The 18,135-nt window shown below is 70.9% G+C and carries 17 protein-coding genes and 1 pseudogene; 7 read left to right on the top strand and 11 right to left on the bottom strand.

Annotated elements, in window-relative coordinates:
- Positions 1 to 91 precede the first annotated feature (91 nt).
- From ACFVXE_RS37115 to ACFVXE_RS37085, 7 genes are all read right to left on the bottom strand, one after another.
- Entirely contained in the window at positions 92 to 1,207 is a 1,116-nt protein-coding gene (locus ACFVXE_RS37115) for an acyl-CoA dehydrogenase family protein (RefSeq protein ID WP_389678007.1), read from the bottom strand.
- Positions 1,204 to 2,391 (bottom strand): acyl-CoA dehydrogenase family protein, encoded by a 1,188-nt coding sequence (locus tag ACFVXE_RS37110; protein ID WP_389678005.1) that lies wholly within the window; start codon positions 2,389 to 2,391, stop codon positions 1,204 to 1,206. The genes ACFVXE_RS37115 and ACFVXE_RS37110 overlap by 4 nt, the downstream gene beginning before the upstream one ends.
- Positions 2,388 to 3,353: an NADPH:quinone oxidoreductase family protein gene (locus ACFVXE_RS37105; protein ID WP_389678004.1), complete on the bottom strand. Its 966-nt coding sequence runs from the start codon at positions 3,351 to 3,353 to the stop codon at positions 2,388 to 2,390. The genes ACFVXE_RS37110 and ACFVXE_RS37105 overlap by 4 nt, the downstream gene beginning before the upstream one ends.
- Positions 3,354 to 3,568: 215 nt before the next feature.
- Entirely contained in the window at positions 3,569 to 6,244 is a 2,676-nt protein-coding gene (locus ACFVXE_RS37100; RefSeq protein ID WP_389678003.1) for a beta-N-acetylglucosaminidase domain-containing protein, read from the bottom strand.
- A 366-nt stretch (positions 6,245 to 6,610) separates the two neighbouring features.
- On the bottom strand, positions 6,611 to 7,039 hold the full coding sequence (locus tag ACFVXE_RS37095) for a TIGR03668 family PPOX class F420-dependent oxidoreductase (RefSeq protein WP_389678001.1): 429 nt from the start codon (positions 7,037 to 7,039) through the stop codon (positions 6,611 to 6,613).
- A gap of 74 nt (positions 7,040 to 7,113) precedes the next feature.
- Positions 7,114 to 7,938 carry an LLM class F420-dependent oxidoreductase gene (locus ACFVXE_RS37090; RefSeq protein WP_389678000.1) on the bottom strand — a complete coding sequence of 275 codons (825 nt, stop codon included), beginning with the start codon at positions 7,936 to 7,938 and terminating at the stop codon, positions 7,114 to 7,116.
- 354 nt (positions 7,939 to 8,292) lie between these two features.
- Positions 8,293 to 8,571: a metal-sensitive transcriptional regulator gene (locus tag ACFVXE_RS37085; protein WP_389677998.1), complete on the bottom strand. Its 279-nt coding sequence runs from the start codon at positions 8,569 to 8,571 to the stop codon at positions 8,293 to 8,295.
- 77 nt (positions 8,572 to 8,648) lie between these two features.
- On the opposite strand from ACFVXE_RS37085, the gene ACFVXE_RS37080 reads away from it, so the two are divergent.
- The gene (locus tag ACFVXE_RS37080) at positions 8,649 to 9,221 is read left to right on the top strand and encodes a rhodanese-like domain-containing protein (protein ID WP_389677997.1); all 573 of its coding nucleotides are present in this window, start codon (positions 8,649 to 8,651) and stop codon (positions 9,219 to 9,221) included.
- A gap of 75 nt (positions 9,222 to 9,296) precedes the next feature.
- Here the strand turns inward: ACFVXE_RS37080 and ACFVXE_RS37075 are convergent, their stop codons facing one another.
- The gene (locus ACFVXE_RS37075) at positions 9,297 to 10,592 is read right to left on the bottom strand and encodes an alpha/beta fold hydrolase (RefSeq protein WP_389677995.1); all 1,296 of its coding nucleotides are present in this window, start codon (positions 10,590 to 10,592) and stop codon (positions 9,297 to 9,299) included.
- A gap of 387 nt (positions 10,593 to 10,979) precedes the next feature.
- Between ACFVXE_RS37075 and ACFVXE_RS37070 the strand changes: the two genes are divergently transcribed.
- From ACFVXE_RS37070 to ACFVXE_RS37055, 4 genes are all read left to right on the top strand, one after another.
- Positions 10,980 to 12,125 (top strand): Gfo/Idh/MocA family protein, encoded by a 1,146-nt coding sequence (locus ACFVXE_RS37070; protein ID WP_389677994.1) that lies wholly within the window; start codon positions 10,980 to 10,982, stop codon positions 12,123 to 12,125.
- Entirely contained in the window at positions 12,122 to 13,051 is a 930-nt protein-coding gene (locus ACFVXE_RS37065) for a PmoA family protein (protein WP_389677992.1), read from the top strand. The genes ACFVXE_RS37070 and ACFVXE_RS37065 overlap by 4 nt, the downstream gene beginning before the upstream one ends.
- A 211-nt stretch (positions 13,052 to 13,262) precedes the next feature.
- Entirely contained in the window at positions 13,263 to 13,484 is a 222-nt protein-coding gene (locus tag ACFVXE_RS37060) for a hypothetical protein (RefSeq protein ID WP_389677991.1), read from the top strand.
- Between the two features lie 99 nt (positions 13,485 to 13,583).
- Positions 13,584 to 14,195: an FxLYD domain-containing protein gene (locus tag ACFVXE_RS37055; RefSeq protein ID WP_389677990.1), complete on the top strand. Its 612-nt coding sequence runs from the start codon at positions 13,584 to 13,586 to the stop codon at positions 14,193 to 14,195.
- Positions 14,196 to 14,270: 75 nt separating this feature from the next.
- On the opposite strand, the pseudogene ACFVXE_RS37050 reads toward ACFVXE_RS37055, so the two are convergent.
- The 3 genes and pseudogenes from ACFVXE_RS37050 to ACFVXE_RS37040 form a co-directional block, all read right to left on the bottom strand.
- A pseudogene (locus ACFVXE_RS37050) lies at positions 14,271 to 14,471 on the bottom strand (ABC transporter ATP-binding protein); the annotation flags it as partial.
- A gap of 223 nt (positions 14,472 to 14,694) precedes the next feature.
- Positions 14,695 to 15,084: a hypothetical protein gene (locus ACFVXE_RS37045; protein WP_389677988.1), complete on the bottom strand. Its 390-nt coding sequence runs from the start codon at positions 15,082 to 15,084 to the stop codon at positions 14,695 to 14,697.
- 184 nt (positions 15,085 to 15,268) lie between these two features.
- Positions 15,269 to 15,637, bottom strand: coding sequence for a winged helix-turn-helix transcriptional regulator (locus ACFVXE_RS37040; RefSeq protein WP_389677986.1), 369 nt, complete (start codon positions 15,635 to 15,637; stop codon positions 15,269 to 15,271).
- 443 nt (positions 15,638 to 16,080) lie between these two features.
- On the opposite strand from ACFVXE_RS37040, the gene nadC reads away from it, so the two are divergent.
- Entirely contained in the window at positions 16,081 to 16,974 is an 894-nt protein-coding gene (gene nadC, locus ACFVXE_RS37035; RefSeq protein WP_389677984.1) for a carboxylating nicotinate-nucleotide diphosphorylase, read from the top strand.
- Positions 16,962 to 17,819, top strand: a complete 858-nt coding sequence (locus tag ACFVXE_RS37030) for a PhzF family phenazine biosynthesis protein (protein ID WP_389677982.1) — start codon at positions 16,962 to 16,964, stop codon at positions 17,817 to 17,819. Before nadC ends, ACFVXE_RS37030 begins: the two co-directional genes overlap by 13 nt.
- Positions 17,820 to 18,135: the final 316 nt, after the last annotated feature.

The following is an 18,135-nucleotide window of genomic DNA, read 5'->3' as shown; positions in this document are numbered from 1 at the left end:
CCCCGATACTGGATGTATCGGGGTGATCCCGACAACGCGGCGAGCGTGCGTGCGAGACGTCGCCGAGCAGGCGGGACTTTCGAAACACGCCCTAGGGGGCGGGCAGCTCCACCAGCTCGGCGATCGCCTCACGGTGGTGTCCGGCCGTGCCGTACGCGATCGAGTCGGCCTTGGCCCGCTTCAGATACAGATGCGCGGGGTGCTCCCAGGTCATGCCGATGCCACCGTGCAGCTGGACACACTCCTCGGCGGCGTGGACCGCGACCCTGGAGCAGTACGCCTGCGCCACGGCCACCGCCAGCGGCGCGTCGGGGCTGCCGGTCGCGAGGGCGTCCGCGGCGTTGCGCGCGGCGGCCCGGGCGGAGACGACCTCGAGCCAGAGCTGCGCCATGCGGTGCTTCAGCGCCTGGAACGAACCGACGGGCCGGTTGAACTGGTGCCGTTCACGGGTGTATCGGACCGTCTCGGTCAGGCACCACTCGGCGATTCCCAGCTGCTCGGAGGCGAGCAGCCCGGCGCCCGCGAGCAGTCCGCGGCGCACGGCGGAGCCCGCGGCCTCCGCGTCCGCCAGGCGGGTTCCGGTGGCACCGGTGAGAGTGACGGTGGCGAGCGGGCGGGTCAGGTCGAGGGCGACGAGCGGCTCGACGGACACACCGGCGTCGTCGGTCCCGACCGCGTACAGGCCGTCGGCGGTCGGCACGAGCAGCAGATCGGCGGCGACCGCGTCGGCGACCGCGATGACGGTCCCGTCCAGGGTGCCGCTCACCGTCGGGGTCGCGGCCGTCACGGAGAACGGCACGGCGAGGACCGCGACCTTGCGGCCCGCCGCCAGTTCGCCGACGATGCCGGCGACCGGCCCGTCCTCGTCCCCCAGTGCCAGGAGCGTCTCGGTCGCGACGACCGCGCTGGTCAGATACGGGGCGGGCGCGACGCTGCGGCCCAGCTCCTCCAGGATCACCGCCGCCTCGCGGTGGCTCGCGCCCTGGCCGCCCAGCTTCTCCGGCACGAGCAGCCCCGCGGCGCCGATGTCCGCGGCGAGCGCCTTCCAGAGCTGGGGGTCGTACGGCGTGTCGGACTCGATCCGCGCGATCACCGTCGGCGCGTCGGACCGGTCGGCGAGCAACGACCGCACGGCGGACCGCAGATCGTCCTCGGCCTCCGAGTACAGCAGATCGGGCGTCACGGTCTCTTCGGTCTGTGCTGTCATCGGGACAGGTCCTTCCAGGCGACGTCCTTGTCGTTGCGCGGCTCGGCGGGCAGCCCGAGTACGCGTTCGGCGACGATGTTCAGCAGAACCTCGCTCGTACCGCCCTCGATCGAGTTGCCCTTGGACCGCAGATAGCGGTAACCCGCGTCGCGTCCGGTGAAGTCGACCAGCTCCGGGCGGCGCATGGTCCAGTCCTCGTACAACAGGCCTTCTTCGCCGAGGAGTTCGACCTCCAGCCCGCTGATCTCCTGATTGAGACGGGCGAACGCGAGCTTCATGCCGGAGCCCTCGGGGCCGGGCTGTCCGGCGACGAGCTGCTGGCGCAGCCGTTCACCGGCGAGCCTGGCGACCTCGGACTCGACCCAGAGCGTGAGCAGACGCTGGTGCAGATCGTGGGTGCGCAGTCCGGGACGTTCGCGCCAGGTCCTGGCGACCGGGCCGATCATGCCGCCCTCACGCGGGATACGGGATCCGCCGATCGAGACGCGCTCGTTCATCAGCGTGGTCTGGGCGACCTTCCACCCGTCGCCGACCGGGCCGAGGCGCCTGCTGTCGGGGATGCGGACGCCGGTGAGGAAGACCTCGTTGAACTCGGCCTCGCCCGTGATCTGGCGCAGCGGGCGGACCTCGACCCCCGGGTCGGTCATGTCGCAGATGAAGTAGCTGATGCCACGGTGCTTGGGCAGGTCCGGATCGGTGCGGGCGATGAGGATCGCCCAGCGGGCCACATGGGCGCTGGACGTCCACACCTTCTGCCCGTCGACCACCCAGTCGTCGCCGTCCCGGACGGCGCGGGTGCCGAGCGCGGCCAGGTCGGAACCGGCACCCGGTTCACTGAAGAGCTGGCACCACACCTCCTCGCCGACCCACAGAGGCCGCAGGAAACGCCGCTTCTGCTCGTCGGTGCCGAAGCCCAGGATGGTGGGGGCCGCCATGCCGAGGCCGATACCGATCCGGCGCGGGTCGTTGTCGGGGGCGTTCGCGGCGGCGAGTTCGGCGTCGACGACGGGCTGGAGGGAACGCGGCGCGTCGAGCCCGCCGAGGCCGGCCGGGTAGTGCACCCAGGCGAGTCCGGCGTCGAAACGGGCCTTGAGGAAGTCGGTCCGACCGGTGGTGGCCGGCGGGTGGGCGGCGAGCAGTTCGCGGGTGCGGCGGCGCAGCTCGGCCGCGTCCGTGGTCGTCATCGGGCGCCTCCCGGAAGGACGACGATCCGGCCGGTGCTCGTGCCGTCGGCGACACGCTGGACGGCCGCTGCCGCGCCGTCCAGTGCGACACGCTCACTGATCAGCGGTTTGATGACACCTTGTGCCGCGAGCGTGGTGAGCTCCCGGTGACAGGCGCGGACCGCAGCCGGGTCCTTGGTGTTGTACAGGCCCCAGTGGAGACCGAGAACCGAGTAGTTCTTGACGAGGGCGTGGTTGAGCGCCGGGGTGGGAATCACGCCGCTGGCGAAGCCGACGACGATCACCCGCCCCTCGAAGGCGATGCACTTGACGGACTTGGCGTACGCGTCGCCGCCGACCGGGTCGTAGACGACATCGGCTCCGTGTCCGCCGGTGAACTCCTTGACCGCAGCGACGATGTCGTCGCTGCGGCGGTCGATGACCAGGTCGCAGCCGAGCTCATGGGCGGTCTTGGCCTTCTCGGGGCCGCCGACGACGCCGACGACCCGGGCGCCGGCCGCCTTGCCCAGCTGGACGGCGGCACTGCCGACCCCGCCCGCCGCAGCGTGCACGAGGAGGGTCTCACCGGCCTGGAGGTGTGCCCTGCGGTGCAGTCCGAACCAGCCGGTCTGGTATCCCACATGCAGGGCGGCCGCCTCGGCGTCGTCCAGGGCGTCGGGGGCGGGCAGCAGCGCCGCCTCGTCCGCGACGACGTACTCGGCGAGGCCGCCGTCGGGAAGGGCGGGCGTGGCGAGCACCCGGCGCCCGTCCTGCGTCTCGCCGCAGATCTCCACGCCCGGCGTGAACGGCAGCGGCGGCCGCACCTGGTACTGGCCGCGGCAGAGCAGCGCGTCGGGGAAATTGATGTTCGCCGCGAGCACCTTGAGGAGTACCTGCCCGTCACCGGGCGTGGGCCGGTCCGTCTCTTCGAGCCGCATCACCTCGCTCGGCTCGCCGTTCCGGTGCACTCGCCATGCCTGCATGAGGGGCCTCCACAACACTGTCGGCAATACCACTGCTCCGGGGCATACTAAGCGGTCGCTTGCTTATCTGGGAACAACTGCCCCCGGACCGATTCGGCCGGACCCCGATACGACTGCGCGCCCGGCACGCCCCGGGGGTGTTCGGGGGTGTCGGGCGCGGGCCGGTCGGCAGGACCGGCAAGGGGTGAGGGGCCGTCGCTGCGACCCCTACCGGTTCAGCCGACCACCAGTTCGGCGATCTGCGGCGCCGCGGACCCGGCGCGCCATGCCAGACGTACCGCATCGGCCGTCCGGCCGGTCAGATCCACCTTCGTGTACGGGCCGTCGAGCGCGCCGACGGTGCGCCAGGTGCCGTCGGCGCCCCGCAGCTGGATCTCGGCGCGGGCCTGCGAGCCGGTCGACTGCAGGACGGTGACGGAGCCGACCGTGCGAGCGGAGCCGAGCGCCATCTCCAACGCCTCACCGGCCTCCGGCGCGCGCGCCGCCCGGTAGGCGGTGCCGAGGTCACCGTCGGACGCCGAGCTCAGTGCGGATCCGGTGGCGGCGGGCGGCCCACCCGCCACCGCACCGTCCTTCGTCGAGACGCGGAACTCCCGCACGACGAGCCAGGTCGACTGGCTCGCGGTCGCCCGCGCCCGCACATAGCACGCCTCCGTCCCGGCGGGCACGCTCGCGGTGACGTCGGGCTTGCCGGAGAAGGCGGTCAACTGCTGCCAGGCCTGCCCGTCGGCGGAGTACTCCACCACCCCGTCGTGCAGATAGTCACCGGTGCTGCCCGGCTTGGCCATGGCGAGCGTGACGCCGTCGATCTCCCGTGCGCGGCCCAGATCGACAGTGACCTGATCACCTGCAGCGGGCGCGCCGTCGCTCCAGAAGTACGTCGAGTCGTCGCCGTCGAGCATCCGGGCGGCGGTGTTCGTCTGGTACGTGGCGAGACTGGTCGATGCGGTGGGTTTGCCGCTCACCCCGATGATCCGGTCGTGTTCGGCGGTCGCCCTGTCGACGAATCCGTCCAGCACGCCGCTGCCGACGAGGACCGGAACCTTACGGCCGTCCAGCCCGGTATAGGTGAAGGACTTCGCCTGGGCGACCAGCGCCGGCAACTGCCGGCGGAGCTCCCAGGCCTGCGCGCCGTGGCCGGCGCGGGCCGCCTCGACCATCCGGAGCGCCGTGCGGGACGCGGCCGCCCAGGACTCGGTGGCGTCCAGCCACGGACCCGAGTCGTCGATGAACCCGCGGTCCGGGAGACTGCTGCGCAGCCGGTCCGGGGCGTCGCCCAGATCGCGGAGTACGGAGGTGAGCCGCGCCGCGTCGCCGGACTTCCAGTAGCGGGCGAACTCGGCCGCCAGATCGGGCGCTTCCTCCTTGTTCAGGGCCGAGCTGTAGTTGACGTCGGCGAAGGCCCGCAGCGCCTTCGCGGTGCGGCTGTCGCCACCCGCGTACTCGTCGATCGCCCGCAGCCACGAGGCCCTCGGGTCGTACGCCCCGTCGTTCCAGGAGTAGTCCGCGACCGTGTAGAGCGAGAGCTTGGACGCGTACGGCTGGATCATCGGGTTGGCGGTGATTCCGGCCAGCTCGCCCGGCAGCCCCTTTTCGCGGCCGTTGAAGGGGCCGAGCAGGAGCCGGTTGGTCACGTAGTCGTTGACCGGGTAGTTGTCCCAGGTCAGGATCGGGTGATTGAAGACCGTGCGGGCGGCCTCGGCCTGGGCGACGGTCATCGTCGGCGCGATGACGCCGACGCCGGTCCACTCGACGAGGACATCGGGATCGAGCTGCTCGGCGAGGGCCTTCTTGTAGGCCGACGCGGAGACGTTGTAGTACTCGGTCGGGACCATCTGGAGCGGCTGCGCACCCGGGTGGGTGGCGATGAACTCCTTGTTCACCTTGTTCAGCAGATACGCCTGCGCGGCGCCCGCTGCGCCGCCGCCGGTGCCCCACTTCGCCTTGTCCTCGTCGCAGTTCCAGTCGGTGTAGCTGATGTCGTCGAGCGGAACGGCGAAGGTGCGGACGCCGATGTCCCAGATCGTCTGGAACTTGTCGACGAGCGCCTTTGCGTCGGCGTCGGAGCTGTAGCAGACCGAGAGTCCGGGCGAGAGGGCGTAGGTGAACTCGACGTGCCGCCGGGCGGCTCGGTCGGTGAGTTCCTTGATCTGTGCCAGTTGGTCGGCCGGGTACGCGTCGCGCCACTTCTCGCGGAGGTACGCGTCGTCCTTCGGCGAGTACACGTAGATGTTCATCTTGTGCTCGCCGTAGTAGTCGAGCTGGTCGAGGCGGGCCTCGTGCGACCACGGGGTGCCGTAGAAGCCCTCGATGACGCCGCGCAGCGCGGTGCCCGGCCAGTCGCGCACCGCGAGCCCGTCGACCGCGGTGCCCGGGTGGCTCGAGCGCGGCAGGACCTGCCGGAGGGTCTGGGCCGCGTAGTACGTCCCGGTGGTGTCCTTGCCCGCGAGGACGATGCGACCGGCGCCGATGCCGAGGACGTATCCGTCGGCGGGCAGTTCACCGGGGCCCTCGATGCGCTGGCCGGCCAGGGCGGCGGAGACGCCGACGTGGACGGTGAGGCCGCTTCTGGCGGGGCTGTCGCTGCGCACGATCCTCTTGGCACCGGCCCGTCGCAGCGCGGTCTCGACGACCTCGACGGAGGATTCGTCGGCGGTGTCACCTGTCACGACGGTGACGGTGGGGCTGATCGTGATCCGGTCGGTCCGGTTCTTCACCGACTGCGGGGTCGGGGTGATGACCGGGGTCCGCCGGCCGGCCGTGGCGTGCGTCGGGGGGGCGGTTCTGCCGTTGTCGGCCGCCTGGGCGCCCGGTGCCGCGGTCAGCAGACCGCCGACGAGGAGGCTCAGAGCCGCACCCAGCGCGGGGAGACGGGTTGGTCGAGGCGTCACATGTCCTCCATGGGTCACTCAAGGCACCAGAGTCGCGCAACACAACGAGACTGAATTCAACATCATGTCGCCGACATGTCAATGGTCTGGACAACACCGACGCCTGGACCTGGTGTTTTACCTCCACGAGAGGGGTATCGATCCGGCTTGGCGGCGTGCGGGACCATCCGGGCCATGGCCGCCCCCGCCGCCGTCAAGCGTGCGCGCGCTGCCGCCGGACGCCCGTCAGGGGCCCGCGGACGACGGCAGCGCGGAGCACGTCCTGCCCTTCGCGGGCCCGAAGGCCGTGTGCTGTCGGCGGCGACGGCCGACGACGGCGGCGCGGGAGCCGACGGTTCCCGGGGTGGCGGGGCACCGGCCGCCCGGTCACGACGCGCGCCAGCCGCTCCAGCGCAGGACCGTGACCTCGACCATCGGCCCGTCAGGAGGGTGGTCGGCGTACTGCTGGTACTTCGCCGCCAGCAGGTCGGCGCGGCGGGCGGCCTCGGGGAGACCGTCCGGTGCCGGAAGCACTCGGGCCTCGCCGTCCGCCCGCACCCACCACAGCCGGTCCCAGTCCTCCTCGTAGTGGTCGGCGAGCAGACAGACCGATGGATGGGCGACGATGTTGGCCAGGCGTTTCAGTCGCGTCGTCCGTTTCGGTTTGTGGTCCACGGCCAGCATCACCGTGTCGCTGTCCAGGGCGAACACCACCGGCACCAGGTGCGGGCGGGAGGCCGTGTCGAGCGTCGCGAGGCGGGCGACACGCGCCACGGCGAACCGTTCCCTCGCCTCGGCGCTCGTCAGAGTGGGCATCGCGTCCCTTCACAGGTCACGTCGGGGGATTTCCGGCCCGGTCCACACCCGGGGCACGGTCGCACCCGGGCGTCTCAGCGGTATCGGGCGGCCACCTCGGCCAGCCGGTCGAGATGCTCCAGCGTCTCCCGTTCGGGCACCGTCGGCACGTAGAACAGCAGCCGTTCGACGCCCAGACCCCGGTAGCCCTCGATCTGCCCGGGATCGTCGGGGGCCGCGTACACCGTGACCGGAACCTCTCGTCCGGCCAGTGAATTCAGCCGCTCGATCTGCGGACCGAGTTCCTGCGGCGGCACGCTGTTGGCCAGCCACGCGTCCCCGAGTTCCGCCACCCGAGCGAACGCGCGCTCGCCGCCGCCGACATAGATCGGCGGATGGGGTCGCTGCACGGGTTTCGGCCATGCGAAGACCGGATCGAAGTCCACGAACTCGCCGTGGAACTCGGCCCTCTCGGCGGTCCACAGCTCCCGCATGGCACGCAGCCGCTCGTCGGTGAGCCGGCCACGCGTCGCGGGGTCCGTGCCGTGGTTCCTCATCTCCTCCCGGTTCCAGCCGACACCGACGCCGAGGACCGCGCGGCCGCCGGAGACCAGGTCGAGCGAGGCCACTTCCTTGGCCGTGATGATCGGGTCCCGCTGCGGGATCAGCGCGATGCCGGTGCCGAGCAGCAGCCGCTCCGTCACCACGCCGATCGCGGTCAGGGCCACGAAGGGGTCAAGGGTGCGGTAATAGATCTCCGGCAGCTCGCCGCCGCCCGGGTAGGGCGTCTGGCGGTCCACCGGGATATGGGAGTGCTCGGCGATGAAGAGCGAGTCGAAAGCACGTTCCTCCAGCGCGGTTCCGAGCGCGGTAGGGCTGATGCCCTGGTCGGTGATGAAGGTCGAGACTCCGAATTTCACGGCAGCTCCGTCGAGGGCTGAGGAGGGGAAGGAACGGGTGGCACAGTTGTGTTGACTACCCGTCCGGGGCGATCCCGCTCCGATGACCACCCGGGAGAACCATCGCGCGGCACCCGGGATTCCCTCGGGACGCACGCGTGGCCCCGGGTCCCCCTCGCGGTACGGGCTCCCAGCGGCCGGAGCAGGTGGCCGCGAGGCGCAGCCGGCCTCGCTCCGCCGCAGGGGCAACGCGGACGGCGCATGTGGTTCCGCTCAGCACGGCGCGACACACCGCGACCTCTCGCGACGGGCGCGCGTCGCGGGACGGACTCAGGACCGGCGGCCCGTCGCGGTGGCCGGGTCACTGCTCGCGACTCAGGCGAGCGAGAGGAAGAGCTTCTCCAGCCGGGCACGCATCCGGTCCCGGTCGGCCGGTTCGGTTCCGTCGTCCGCCATGCAGTGCTGGAGGCCCGTCGCGATGATGGCGAAACCGGCCCGGTCCAGCGCGCGCGAAACGGCCGCCATCTGCGTGATGACGTCCTCGCAGTCCCGGCCTTCCTCGATCATCCTGATGACCGCGGCAAGTTGGCCCTGGGCGCGGCGAAGGCGGTTGAGGACCGATTTCAGCTCGCCGGCCGCCATGTCGAATTCCACAGAACTTCCTCCAAATACCCCAAGGGGTATTCTAGCCACTCCGGGGTTCGCCCCGGCGACGAAAGGAAACCTCTCTCGTGACCAGCCCCGCTTCCCTCTCCCCCGCCCAGGCAGCAGCCCGGATCGCGGAGTTCACCGTCATCGACGTGCGGGCTCCGGGCGAGTACGCGTCCGGGCATGTACCCGGCGCTCTGAACATCCCGCTGGACCGGCTCGACGAGGCGCTGCCCGCCCTGAAGGCGGCGGCGGCCCGCGGTTCCCTGCTGGTGGTGTGCGCCTCCGGCGTCCGTTCCACCCGGGCCTGCGACGTCCTCTCCGCGGCGGACATCGACGCCGTCACACTGTCCGGTGGCACCTCCGCCTGGGAAGGGGAGGGCCACGGCCTGGACCGTCCGGCCGGCGCCCGGGCGACCTGGCCCATGGAACGCCAGGTCCGGCTCGCCGCCGGTTCGCTCGTGGTGGCCGGTCTGCTCGCCGGCCGGCGCTTCCCGGCCGCGCGCTGGCTCTCGGCCGGCGTCGGCTCCGGCCTCGTCTTCTCCGCGGTGACGAACACCTGCGGGATGGCCGCGGCCCTGTCGAAGCTGCCCCACAACCGGGCCCCGCGGTCGGCCGTGGACTTCGACGCGACGCTGGACGCCCTGCAAGGGTGAAGGTGCGGGAAGCACTCCGCACGACGGAGCCGGTCACGCCGCGCGCGTGACCGGCTCCTGCGATGAACGAAGAGGTCAGGCGTCGTCCCTGACGAGGTCGAGAAGCCGGTCGAGCACCCGCGGTCCGCCCGCGCGCAGCCCATCGTGCTCGAACTCGTTCGTCACCCAGGTGCGCAGTCCGCGGATCGACGCTGCGGTGCGCAGCGCGTGCTCGGTGTCGACGTACATGTCGTCGTGGTACACGGCCGCAGCCACCGGGACCTCGTTGGCAGCGAGGCGCTCGGCGTCGTACAGCTCGGGCCAGTCGGTACGGGCGGCGAGGAGATCGGCGGTCTCGCGCAGCGGACGCAGAGCCGGATCCACCTCGAAATGCCAGGGATGGATCGTCTCGCCGGTGAGGAGTACCGGCGCCTCACCGGCCAGGGCCTCGGCGGCGTCGAACTGCGGGAATTCGGCACGCACCCGCTCGGCGGACCACCCGGTGGGCTCCTTGCCCTGCCCGTAGATCGCCTCGTGCATGAGGGCGTACAGCGGGTGGCCGGCGAACGAGTTGGCGGTCCGCACGGCCTCCTGGAACGCATCGGAGAGCTCGGTGCCCAGCGGTGTCCGGACGAAGGCGTTCTCCAGCAGATAGTGCAGCCGGTGGCTGCCGTCACCGCCGCCCAGCATGATGCCGAGGGACTGGAACCCCTCGGGGGTCAGCCGGTGTCCGGCGCTCTCCGGCCGGTGCTCCGAGAGGTACGCGGCGATCTCGCGGACACGCTCCACGTCCTGCGGGTAGCGCGCGTAGTGGGCGGCCACCTTCCGCTCGATCCGCGGGTACGCGGCGCGGTAGACGTCGTCGGCGTGTGCGTCGAGCGAGGGCAGGCCACCGGTGATCAGAACGGCCTTGAGCCCCTCGGGGGCGGCCGAGAGATAACGGACCGCGCAGAAGCCGCCGAACGACTGGCCGAGCACGGTCCACGGGGCCCCGCCGGTCAGCTGCGGGCGGATCACTTCGCAGTCCCGCACGATGTTGTCCGAGCGGAAGTGGGCGAGATAGTCGGCCTGCTCGCGCGGGCCGCCGCGCAGTGGCAGGGTCTGCCGGTTGGCCGGGGTGGACAGCCCGGTGCCGCGCTGATCGAGCAGCAGCACCCGGAACTCCTGCACCGCCCGGCCCAGCCAGGCCTCGGTGCCGACGAAACGCCGGGCCCCGAAGCCGGGTCCACCCTCCAGATAGACCAGCCAGGGCAGCTCCTCACCGGCCTTGCCGCTCGCGACGGCCTCCCGGCCGAAGACCTCGATCTGCTCACCGCCCGGGTCGGCGTGGTCGAGCGGGACGGTGAAGACACGGTCGGTGAGAACGACGCCGGGCTGCCGGTAACTGGTCAAAGGGTGCTCCTGGATCAGATGTTTCACGGACAGTTCAGCACACGGCTCATGACGCGCACAGTCCCGGCCCGTGCGCGACGGGGCGGGCCTCCCCGTCGCACCGGCTCCGGCGAAGATTCACGCCTCCGGGCCGGCGGGCCACGACGAGGGCCGGCCCGGAGGCGGATGCCGGACGGGCCGGTGTGCGCGATGTGCCGGGGCAGGACGTCGACCACTGTGCGTCCAGGTGCGCGTGGGGCGGGACGCCGCCGCACCTCTGCCGGATGCGTCCCCCCGCTCGGCGGCGAAGATCCCTTGACCCGGCTCCCCCGTGAAGCCTAGGTTCGGTTCGGGAGAAAGCGCTTGCTGCCCGGTGGGCGTCCGTCTCCCAGTCGAAGGGTGCCCGTCATGCCCGAACAGCCCGCACTCCGGCGACCGATCCGGGTCGCGATCGTCGGTACGGGTGCGATCGCGCGTGGCAGCCATCTGCCCGCACTCACCGCGCTCGGCGCGGAGCAGCCGCTGGAGATCGTCGCCGCGGTCGATGTGGACGCCGCTTCCGTCGAGGCCTTCTGTACGGACGCGGGGATCGGCCGTCCGTACACGGATCTCGGCCTGATGCTGGCCGAGCAGCGGCCCGACCTGGTGGCGCTCTGCACCCCTCCGCGGTTCCACCGCGATCAGACGATCGCCGCACTGCGGGCCGGTGCCTGGGTGTGGTGCGAGAAGCCCCCCTGCCCCTCGCTGGCGGACTTCGACGCGATCGAGGCGGCGGAGGGCGGTCCGGGATCGGCCGGGCCGTACGCGGCGATCGTCTTCCAGCACCGGTTCGGGTCGGGCTCCCGGCACGTCCGGCGACTGCTGTCCGAACGGGCCATGGGCCGACCGCTGGTCGCCCACTGCCAGACCACATGGTTCCGCGACGCGGCCTACTACTCCGTTCCCTGGCGCGGCACCTGGAGCAGCGAGGGGGGCGGGCCGGCCATGGGGCACGGCATTCATCAGATGGATCTGCTGCTCGATCTGCTCGGACCCTGGTCGGAGATCCGCGCCATGGCCGGGCGGCTGGTCCACGACGTCGAGACGGAGGACGTCTCCACGGCCCTGGTCAGGTTCGAGAACGGTGCGCTCGCCACGGTCGTGAACAGTGTGCTCAGCCCGGACGAGGTGAGCCGTATCCGGATCGACTGCGAGGAGGCCACGGTGGAGCTCACCCATCTGTACGGCCATCGCAACGCGGACTGGCGAATCACCCCGGCGCCCGGTGTCGCCCCCGAAAGAGCTGCGTCCTGGCGGAACTTCGGCTCCGACGTACCCAGTTCCCACGAGGCGCAGCTACGCGGCCTGCTCGACGATCTGCGGACCGGACGCAGGCCGCGCAGCAGCGGCGCCGACGGCCGCACGAGCCTCGAACTGGTCGCCGCGCTCTACAAGGCGGCCTTCACCGGCGGCACCGTCCGGGCCGGTGAGATCGGCCCGGGCGATCCGTACTACGGGGCCCTGCACGGCAACGCTGCCGGCTGGGCGCCGGGACCGCCGGCGGTGACGGCATGACCGAGGCTCTGGACCTGGTCCACCGGCACGGCGACCACGTCGCGGTCTCGGTGGCGGGCAGCGGTGTGGAACTGATGCGGTACGTGTACCGGCCGGAGGCACGCTGGGAGGCACCGAAGCCGTACATCCATCCCCTGCGCACCCTGTCGGACCGGGTGGTGACCGACTACCGGCCCAACGACCACCGCTGGCACAAGGGACTGCAGCTCACCGCCTCCCATGTGTCCGGGCAGAACCTGTGGGGCGGCAACACCTACGTGCACGGCGAGGGATATCTGGCACTCCCGGATCGGGTCGGTTCCATGGCGCACCGGGGCTTCGACGACGTGTCGGTGCGCGGGGGCAGGGCGACCGTCGCGGAACGGCTGAGCTGGCATCCGAACAGCGGCGAGCTGTGGGCGGACGAGGTGCGCCGGATCGAGGTCCACGACATCGACACCACGACCGGAAGCTGGGTGCTGACCTGGTCGTCCGCGGTCACGAACCGCCGGGACGAGGAACTGCGCCTGGGTAGTCCGACCACGCACGGCAGGGCGGGCGCGGGCTATACGGGGCTGTTCTGGCGCGGTCCTCGCGCCTTCCGCGACGGCCGGATCCTCGCCTCGGAAGGCGAGGGACCGGAGCTGATGGGCCGACAGGCCGAATGGCTGGCGTACAGCGGTGAGCACGACGGCTTCGACGGGCGCGCGACGCTGGTCTTCGTCCATGCGCCGGAGAACGACCACACCGGCGCGGGCGGCGCCCATCCGGCGCACTGGTTCGTGCGCAGCGATCCGTTCGCCGCGGTGGCGCCGTCGTTCGCCTTCCACGAGGAGCTGGTCCTGGTACCCGGCGCCACGCTGACCCGCCGCTACCGGGTACTGGTCGCGGACGGCGCCTGGGACCGGGAGAGGATCACCGCACGCCTCGCTGAGCTCGCCTGGTAGGCGTGCTCAGCCGCGCAGGACGCGTTTCCCGGACTCCGGGCGCTCCGCGTGACGCCCTCGGGCGCCGCCGCCGCCCGCCGTCCGCCTGCTCGTCGGTCCTGGCCGGACCGGCCGTCAGCAGTGCGCCCGGCCGGTCCTGCGCGTGGCGCACCCGACGGCCGTTCGGATCGCCCTGCGTGCGGTGTGCGCGACGCCGGGGGAAGGTGATGTCATGTCCGGATATCTTCCTGTTGTCGTGTACCAGCCCGATGAGTCCGGCGGGCGGCGTGTCCGTGTGGACGGGAACATCCTCGGCATGGCGCACTCCGTCAAGGACGTGACGGAGTTTCTGCGCCGGGCCGGGATGGACGACATCACCGAGGACGACGTGATCCTCTCCGGAATGATCGACTGGCGGGGCGGTGGACCGGAGACCTGGCCTGCGCCGTGGTGACCGGCGCATGATCCCGTCGCGATTGGCCCCGTACGGCATTCCTCGTTCCGGGCGGGTCGTACAGTGATCCTTCACCTGTACGTCCCATGGGGGGATCACATGTCGAACGGCTACCCGCCGCCCGGCCAGCAGCCGCAACAGCCTCCGCAGTGGGGCCAGCAGCCCCAGCAGCAGCCGTACCACCAGTGGCCGCAGCAGGCTCCGGGGTGGGGCGCGCCCATGCCACGGAAGTCGAGCACCGGGCTGATCGTCACCCTGTCCGTCGTGGGCGGGCTGGTCGCCCTGATCCTCATCGGGGTGCTGGTGGCGGTGGCGGGAAGGATCGCGGACTCGTCGGCGAAACGGAAGACGCCCATGGTGTCGTCGTCGGAGAGCAGCACCCCCGCGGAGTCCGCGCCGGCCGAGGAGCAGGCGACGGAGGGGAAGGACGCCGAGGCTGATGTAACACTCTCCGGCTGCAAGGTCGACTCGTTGACGGAGTGGCCGTCGGTCGTCGTGAAGATCACCAACGGCACCGATGAGGCGTCGACGTACATCGTGTCGGTCGAGTTCGTGGACGCCTCCGGTACGCGGGTCGCCGAAGGGGTCGCTTCGGCGAGTGCGCTGGCTCCGGGACAGGTGGCGAAGCAGAAAGCGCAAGGCGTGGGCAAGGCACCCGCCGGTACGAAGTGCAAGGTGTCGAACGTGTCCCGGTTCCCGTCGGGAGGGTGACGGCAGCCTGTACGGGCATGACTGACACCCCGCCACTCCGGGTGGGGGCTCCCGAACCGGCCGCCCCTCCACCCGGGCCCTCGAGCAGGCCAGCCGCTGCCACTGCCCGCCGGAGAGCTCCGCGCCGCCGAACACCTCCCTGGCGAGGAGGGTGTCGAGTCCGTCCGGCAGATCCGCGATGGCCGCCCGCATACCGACCGCGTCCACGGCATCCCACACCGGCCCGTCGTCGAACGTCCGGGGCTGACCCAAGGTCACATTCCCCCGGGCCCGCATCATGTTGGCACTCCATAGTGTCTCACCAGCCCGCCGCTCGTTGGCATTGGAGACGATCTCGTAAGCGTCGTGGGGGTGTTGAGTGGTTCCCGGCTTGAAGGCATCTCGTCATGCCGACCCTTCGTGCGGCAAGCCACAGGCGGTGGTCGCCTCGCATCGAACTGCCGGGCGGCCGACGGCTAGATGATCATTCCAAGGGGTGCCTGCGGAGGGTGGGGGGCGGTCAGGCGTCGGGGTCGACTTCGGGGTGTGTGAACCGCACGGGCTTGCCCAGTGACCGGGCGTAGGCGATCTCGGCTCGGGTGCTGTCTCCGATGTAGTCGCCGACCACGAGCACCTCATCAGCGAGCCGGATCTTCGCTCGGTGCAGATCGTCGAGTCGAACCTTCAGCGCCTCGGCCTCGACAGGATCGGACCAAAGTTCGTGCGGCGACTTCATGTCGCAACCCGGCTTGACGACAATCCTTCCGGCTTTGGTCTCCCGCAGATCGGCCTCGGTCATCTCGGTCATGAAACGGGTGGAGCCGCAGATCGCGACGATACGCGGGAGGCTCAGCTGCTTCTTCGCGTCGGCGAGTTTCTCCTCGGGGGTGAGCGGTTGCGGGTATGACACTGGTTCCTCCTGGTGGTGCACCCTAGCGGTGATGGCTTTGTCCGTCAGTTCCCCTTTCACTATCGCTTCGAAATCCGAAGCAGAAGGATTGGCGGAGGTTTCGCGCCTGCCCCCGGCGCTCGGCCGAGCCACGGCAACCTCGTGACCCGGCGGTCCCGCCCCGCCTCCGATCCGAGTCGGGGCGTCAGTCCGCGGAGTCCCTCTCCGGCGTCCCGTCACCCACGGTGTCCGGATGTGAGATGCGGCTGGCGGACTGGTCGTCGGTGTGGTCCGCCCCTTGCGGGTCGATCGTGGCCGCCCAGCGTTCCGCCCAGTGGGCGAGGGGGTTCAGGGCTTGGCGCGCCTCCTGTCCCAGCGGGGTGAGCTCGTAGCGGCTGTCCGGTAGTTGGTGAATCACCTGGGCGTCCAGCAGTTCGGTCAGGCGCTGCCGCATCACGCTGGAGGACATGTCGTCGCACCGCTTCTGCAAGGGGCGGAATCCAAGCGGACCCGCGCGAAGCTCCCACAGGATGCGCAGACTCCACCGCCGCCCGAACAGATCGAGTGCGGCCATGAGGGGACGGCCGGTGGTCGAGCCGCGAACAGGATTGCCAGGTCTGGGTGTTGCCATGTCGGGATGTCCAGCTCTCCAAGGTTGACGCTTCGAATTCCGACACGCTAGCATCGGCGACCGCTTCGGAAATCGAAACGGAGGAGGCTGTTGCGGCACCTGCCCTGACGACCTGGGTGAGAGGCGTTCCTGAAAGCCCGAGTCGACGGAGGCGAGACCGGCTGGGAGGACCAGTACATGCGCATGGTGCCCCGAGTTCGACGTCGGCGCCGAGTCGCACGGACGGCTCACCCGGAACCTGTTCGTGGCGGGGGACGGGTGACCGGCACGCGGGAGATCGAGTACAGGATCCACCAGGTCCTGTAAACCGGCCCAGCGGAACTTCAGTGCTGCCTCGTCAGCGGTTGCCGCCACCAAGCCAACGTCCACTCAGAGCTGGAGACCAGATGACCGCGACCGAGTTTCCCTCGGCGGCAGCACGGGCCGCCGCCGCTGCCGCCCTGGTCGAGGACGAGTCAGGGAAGGACATCACCACCGTGTGGAGCGTTCCCGAGGACCTGGCGGCCACGGCCGAGATCCGCACCCGGCAAAGCGGCATCGCCGCCGGCCTCCCCGTGGTCGCCGAGGTCTTCGCGCAGGTCGACCCTGAGGTCAAGGTCGAGCCGGCCGTCGCCGACGGCGCCCGACTGGCCGACGGCCAGGTCCTGGTGCGCCTATCCGGTTCGGCGCGCAGCCTGATCACCGGGGAGCGCACGGCGCTGAACTTCCTGCAGCGCATGTGCGGCATCGCGACGCTGACCGACCGCTACGTCCAAGCTGTGGCAGGGACCAGGGCGCGCATCCTGGACACGCGCAAGACGGCGCCGGGCCTGCGCGCCCTGGACAAGTACGCGGTCACCGCCGGCGGCGGCCGCAACCATCGCCTCGATCTCGCGGCGATGGTCCTGCTCAAGGAGAACCACATCGCCGCGGCGGGCGGGGTGACCGCCGCGATCGAGGCGGTCAGGCGCGGGATGGCGCGCACCGGGCAGTCCGTGGAGAGCGATGTCGAGGTGCAGACCGTCACACAGGCCGTCGAGGCCCTCGACGCCGGAGCCCGCTGGATCATGCTCGACAACATGCCGGTGGCCGACATCGAGCAGGTCGTGAAGCTCCGGGCCGCGCGGGCCGACGCTTCCCGGATCCTGCTGGAGGCCTCGGGCACCATCCGCCTGGACACAGTTCTCGCCATCGCCGGGACGGGCGTCGACCTCATCTCGGTCGGGGCGTTGACGCACAGCGCGCCCGCACTGGACCTGACCATGCTGCTGACCACCGGCCCGGTGCCATGTCCGAGGTAGCGGTCGTCGACGCGTGTCAGCGAGACGGCGCGGGTGGCAGCCCGACCGCCGTTCTGGATGATGCGCCGTTCACCGACGAGGAGCGATGCCGCATTCCCACGGAGTTGGGAACATCGCACGCCGTCTTCCTCCGCGCGACCGGAATCGAGCGTCGTCAGCCCGCGTACACACTGCGGTTCTTCACCGCCCAGGACGAACTGCCCGCCTGCGGCCACGGCACCGTCGCCGCCCTCGCCGTGCTCGCCGAACGGGAAGGCGGCGACCACGACTACCGCGCCGTCCTGCGTACGGCCCACCGCAGCTTCGACTGTCGGGCAAGCCGCAACGGTGACGGCCTGACGGCGTCGTTCGACCCGGGCCCGGTCAGCCTGCGTAGCACCGGTGGACCCGAACTGAGGGCAGTCGCAGGCGGCCTCGGACTGACGGAGGACGCGGTCGCCGGCGACGCCTGCGTGGCGTCGAACGGGCGGCCGAGGCTTCTGCTGCCCATCCGATCCCGCGCCGCACTGGCCGAACTCACGCCGGACTCAACCCTGTTGCGCGCAGCTTGTGACCGCTACGGTCTGCTGGGCTGCTACGCCTACTCGCCCCCGGACCGACACGGCCGAGCAGCAGCCCGGATGTTCGCCCCGTCGATCGGTGTCCCCGAGGACATCGCCAACGCCAACAGCACGGCCTGCCTGGCAGCGCATGCTGCCGGGTTCGGCACACACCGCCTCGCTGTCGACATGGGTGACCACCTCGGCAGCCCGTCCACCATCACAGCGACCGTCCACCGCGACCGCACGGGACACCGGATCCGAGTCGGCGGCCAGGCAGCGATCGTGCGCACGGTCATGCGCTGAGGCCTGCGCGCTCAAGGCGAGGGTGCCGGTGCGCAGCAGGTCCAACTGCCCCTGTAAGAGCCCGGCCAGTTCTGGCGGCATCTGTGGCAGGGGCTCAGGATTGATGGCCGATCACGTCGTACTGGTGCGACTCGTACCTACTTGTCGGCTCCTCTTCGTTCCAGTTCGGACCGCCCGCCGACGCTCACCCGAGACCAATCCGATCGCAGCCTCAGCCGGTTGATCGAAGCCGTCCGACTTCGACGCCGTCTTCGTCGGCTCGCTGACCCACAGCGCGCCGGCCATGGATCCGAGCATGCTTCTGATCATCAATTCC

The organism is Streptomyces sp. NPDC058231 (genome assembly GCF_042882275.1).
Taxonomy (GTDB): Bacteria; Actinomycetota; Actinomycetes; order Streptomycetales; family Streptomycetaceae; genus Streptomyces.
The sequence above is the reverse complement of the archived record's forward strand: the minus strand, read 5'-3'. Positions and strand labels throughout refer to the sequence as shown.